1 pseudogene is annotated in these 5,168 nt (G+C 63.9%); it reads right to left on the minus strand.

Going from position 1 to position 5,168, the window contains the following annotated elements:
• A pseudogene (locus ACFPN2_RS34755) lies at positions 1–5,168 on the minus strand (hypothetical protein); the annotation flags it as partial.

Genomic DNA, 5,168 nt, shown 5'->3' on the forward strand with positions numbered 1-5,168 from the left:
GCCCGACGTGATTCGCTGGCGCCCCTCCGCGCTCAACTCCTGAATCACTCGACCCAGGAAGTCATAGCGTACGTCGGTGGTGCGGGCTTCATCCGAGCCCGCGGCTCGAGTGGTGCTGATGAGATTGCCGGCGATGTCGTAGCTGTAGGTCGTCGTGATACTCGATGCAGACGTCGGTGTTCCCCGCGTCACCACTTCGCCGATCAGCTTACCTTCGCCGTCGTAGGTGTAATCGGTGGTCTCACGCACTGTCGCGTCCACCACCAATGCTTTCAGCGTCGAAAGCGTCGAGCGATACGACAGCACCTGGTCGTAACGAATGCGCTTGCTGACGTTGCTGGCGCCGTCGTACTGCGTCTCGGTCAGATACCCTTCGGCATCCAGCACACCAGTGAGGCGCCCCATCGAGTCGTAGTAGTACTCGGTGACTTGATCGCGCTCCGAATCGATCGCGGTCTCGGTGTCCGTCCCCACCGAGGTTTTCAGTGCAGCCAGCGTGCCCGTGGCGCGCACGCCGACGGCGCTTTGATTGGCGTAGCGAGTCTCCTCGATCAGGCGACCCGCGCCGCTGTAGACGTACGCGGTGAGATAACCCTCCGCGTCGAGCTGTCCGATCTTCAGGCCCTCGCCGTCATAGAAATAGCGAGTGCGACGATCGTCGTCATGCGTTGCCACCGCGACTGCCGATGGCAACACTTCATCGACCGTGCGCGAAATGGTGATGCGATTCGAGTACTGAACGACATCCGTCAGGCGGCCAGCACCGTCGTAACGGTTCTCGACCACGGCACCGGAGGGATCGATCGTATAGACGAGCGCGCCGGAAGCGTCGTAGACAAAGCGGCTGATGCGATCGCTATCGGGATTGCCACCGGCTGCGGCGCGCAACGTGGCAAGCGCGATGTTTGCAGGCGTGTTGCCAACGACCAGTGAGCTTCGCGTCTGGCTGTTCAGCAGCGCGGCGTACTGAATAGTTTTGACGCGCTCGCCCGCACGGTTGTAAACGAATTCCGTCAGCGAGCCATCGCCGTCGACCTGCGCGACCTGTCGGCCCGCGTCGTCGTAGTAGAAGAACTGCCGCACGCCGGTGGGATCGGTCACCATTCGCAGCCGTCCGCCGGCATCGTAGGCATAGCTGGTCTTGCCCAGGGCTTCGAACGAGCCCGCGCTGCCATTGGCGACACTGAGCAGTTCGCCGGCACGATTGTAGACGCTGGTCGTGACCAACCCGTTCGCGAACGTCGAGCGCGTCGTGCGGCCCGCGTCGTCGTAAGCATTGAGCGTCGTGCGGGTCGTCGTGGCGGAGATCCATTCATTGCTGGTGAGCCGCCGGCCGAGTCCGTCATAGGTGTAGACGGTGCGATAGTCGTTGGGATTGCCGGTCGTCGCTTCGCCGCGCGGATCGATCGTTTGTAACAGCTGGCCGCGCTGGTCGTACACGAAGCGCGTGATCATGGCGGTGCCGAGCGGCGCACCCGCGGTGGTCATGCCCCAGTACTGGCTGATATTCAGGACATTGCCGCGGAAGTCATAAGCATAGACCGCCAGCTCGTGCGTGCGATCGCCGCTGCCGGTCCAGGTGACCAGGTCGCTCTCGGCGAAGTTCGTCGCGGTGTAACGGATATAGAGATAGGTCCGCGTCGAGGTGCGTTGACCGGAGGTGTCATAGCGATGCTCGGTCACGCGACCTTCCGGCGAGACTACGAATCGCAGATGACTTTCGGCGTCGTACACATAGCGCGTCGTGCTCGGCTCGGTCGGTTGACCGCTGCCCGCGCCATCCGTATCGCGTCCGGCGTACGTCGTTTCCGTCAGCAACTGATTGTTGCTGTCGTAGGTACGCGTGATCGTGTTGCCGAGGCTGTCGCGAGTGAGCGTCAAATTGCCGTTGGCGTCATAGCCGAACGTCGTGACCCGATTGAGGCCAGTCGGATCCTCGGTGATCGACGTGACATTGCCGTCGGCGTCGTATGCGTACCGCGTCTCCATCCGGGTGCCGTTCACCGCGGGACTCAGCACCGACGTGAGTCGGCCGGACGTGTCATGGATGTAGCGCGTGACCAGCCCCAGTGCGTCCTGCACATCCGTCTGAATCTGGCCGCTCGGCGTAGTCGAGCCGATATCCAGTGACGCTGGGAACCCCGACAGCAACGCGCCAGTCGTCAACGCAGGATTGCCCATGGCCGCCTGCAAGGCACTGCCAGCCGCGGCGCTGTTCACTCCATACAAAGCGTTTGCAATCGATTGCCACGTCGCACCGGCGGGGACGGTGTAGTAGCCCGGGCTGATATAACGCGCCTGATAGATCGAGCGGAAGTTGTTGCCGTCGACCTGCTCCCACACCAGCGCGGCGCTGCCGCCCATATCCACCGCGGCAAATTGCGCCGTCACCGTGGTCGAACGCGAGTCGATCAGCTGCGGCGTACTCCACGTGCCGCCATTCGAAGTGACCGCGTAGAGATCGTCGGTCGTTCCGTTCGTCTGCAGCCAGCCCACCACGGCGTTGTTTCCGGCGATGGCGACTGTGATTCTGGTCCCGGAGACCGCGGCGGTGCTGCTTTCGAGCAGCGCCACCGTGCCCCACGTTCCGCTGGCCCCATCGAAGCGGCGCGCGTAAGCAGAGATGGTCGTGCCGTCATCCTGCGTCCAACCGGCCAGCGCGTTACCCTGCGCGTCGACAGAAAGGTCCCAGCTCGAGATGGTCCCCGATTGAACCAACACGGTGGTGCCCCAAGCCGCGGTCGCGCTGTCGAAGCGGCGAGCATACAAACTCCCCGCCTCGCTCCACATCGCAATGGCATTACCCTGGCCGTCGAAGCCCATCTTCGGACGGTCGGTCGCACCGGTCCCGCTGTCGAGCAGCGTCGCGGTGCTGAAGCTCTGGCTCGCATGGCTCCAGCGGCTGTAATAAACACGTTCCGCCGTGCCGTCCGACTGGCGCCACGTCACCAATGCATTGCCAGTGGCGTCGATGCCCACCTGCGGCAGCGATGCGTGCGGCGAGGTGCTCTCAAGCAAGCCGACCGCACCCCACACCCCGTTGTTCGCGACGCTCGCACGAACATTCAAGCGACCAGATTCGGTGCGTACCCACGTGACCGCGGTGAAGTCTCCGGCGATCGAGAGCGCGAAGCTGTCTCGCGCGTTGGTCACGTTGTCGCTGGACGCCATCAGCTGCACGGCACCCCAGGTGCCGGTGGCGAGGTCATAGCTCGAAACCGCCACACCCGTGCTCTGTATCCATCCGAGCACCGCTTTGCCAGTCGCGCGATCGACCGCCACCTGCACCGCGCTCGACGTGACGGTCCCGCTATCGACACGAACCGCCGCCGACCACTGCGCTGTCGCCGCGTCATAGCGCCGCACATAGACGTCGCCACTGAAGATCCACGCGCCAAAACCATTGCCGTAGGCATCGAACGCCAGACTCGACGCACCCGCGGCGGCACCATTGGTGGTCTCGAACAACTGTGCCGCTGTCCACGTCCCAGCGCCAGGCAAGGTCGTGAGCGAGCCAGTGTTCAGCGGGTGGCTGGCTCCGCCACTGGCATAGCTCAGCACCTGCGGTACCGTCAGTTCGAGCCCGGTCGCGAGCGTCGGATTGCCGAGATGCGTCTGCAATGCGCTGATGGCGGCCGATGCACTCGTACCGTAGATTGTTTGGGTGATGCTTGCCCAAGTATCGCCAGCCTGCACCGTGTAGTAGGCAGGAACGGTCGATGCGAAGCTAAGCGTCGCGGGAAACGCCGACAGCAACGCGCCAGTTGTCAACGCAGGATTGCCCATCGCGGCCTGCAAGGCACTGCCAGCCGCGGCGCTGTTCACGCCATACAAAGCGTTAGCAATCGATTGCCACGTCGCACCGGCGGGAACCGTGTAGTAACCCGGGCTGAGGTAGCTGGCCTGATAGATCGAACGGAAGTTGTTACCGTCGACCTGCTCCCACACCAGCGCGGCGCTGCCGCCCATATCCACCGCGGCAAATTGCGCCGTCACCGTGTTCGAGCGCGAATCGATCAGCTGCGGCGTGCTCCACGTGCCGCCGTTCGAGGTGACTGCGTAAAGATCGTCGGTCGTTCCGTTGGTCTGCAGCCAACCCACCACCGCGTTGTTGCCGGCGATGGCGACCGAGATTCTTGTTCCAGAAACCGCGGCAGTGCTGTTTTCGAGCAGCGCCACCGTGCCCCACGTTCCGGTGGTCGCATCGAAGCGGCGTGCGTAGGCCGATATGGTTGAACCGTCATCCTGCGTCCAACCGGCCAGCGCGTTACCCTGCGCGTCGACGGAAAGATCCCAGCTCGAAATGGTCCCCGACTGAACCAGCGCGATGGTGCCCCAAGCCGCGGTCGCGCTGTCGAAGCGGCGAGCATACAAATTCCCCGCTTCGCTCCACATCGCAATGGCATTGCCCTGGCCGTCGAAGCCCATCTTCGGACGGTCGGTCGCACCGGTCGCGCCGTCGAGCAGCGTTGCGGTGCTGAAGCTCTGGCTCGCATGACTCCAGCGGCTGTAATAAACACGCTCCGCCGTGCCGTCCGACTGGCGCCACGTCACCAGTGCATTGCCAGTGGCATCGATGCCCACCTGCGGCAGCGATGCGTGCGGCGAGGTGCTCTCAAGCAAGCCGACCGCGCCCCACACCCCGTTGTTCGCGACGCTCGCACGAACATTCAAACGACCAGATTCGGTGCGTACCCACGTGACCGCGGCAAAGTCTCCGGCGATCGAGAGCGCAAAGCTGTCTCGCGCATTGGTCACGTTATCGCTCGAAGCCATCAGTTGCACGGCACCCCAGGTGCCGGTGGCGAGGTCATAGCTCGAAACCGCCACGCCCGTGCTCTGTATCCATCCGAGCACCGCTTTGCCAGTCGCCCGATCGACCGCCACCTGCACCGCGCTCGACACGACGGTCGTGGTATCGACCCTCACCGCCGCCGACCACTGCGCGCTCGCCGCGTCGTAGCGCCGCACATAGACGTCGCCGCTGAAGATCCACGCGCCAAAACCATTGCCGTAGGCATCGAACGCCAGACTCGATGCACCCGCCGCGGCGCCATTGGTGGTCTCGAACAGCTGTGCCGCTGTCCACGTCCCAGCGCCAGGCAAGGACGTGAGCGCGCCGCTGTTCAGGCTGCGATTTTCGGTATGGGTGGTGGACAGCGCCGCCG

The organism is Steroidobacter flavus, from assembly GCF_042651805.1.
GTDB classification, from domain to species: Bacteria; Pseudomonadota; Gammaproteobacteria; order Steroidobacterales; family Steroidobacteraceae; genus Steroidobacter; species Steroidobacter flavus.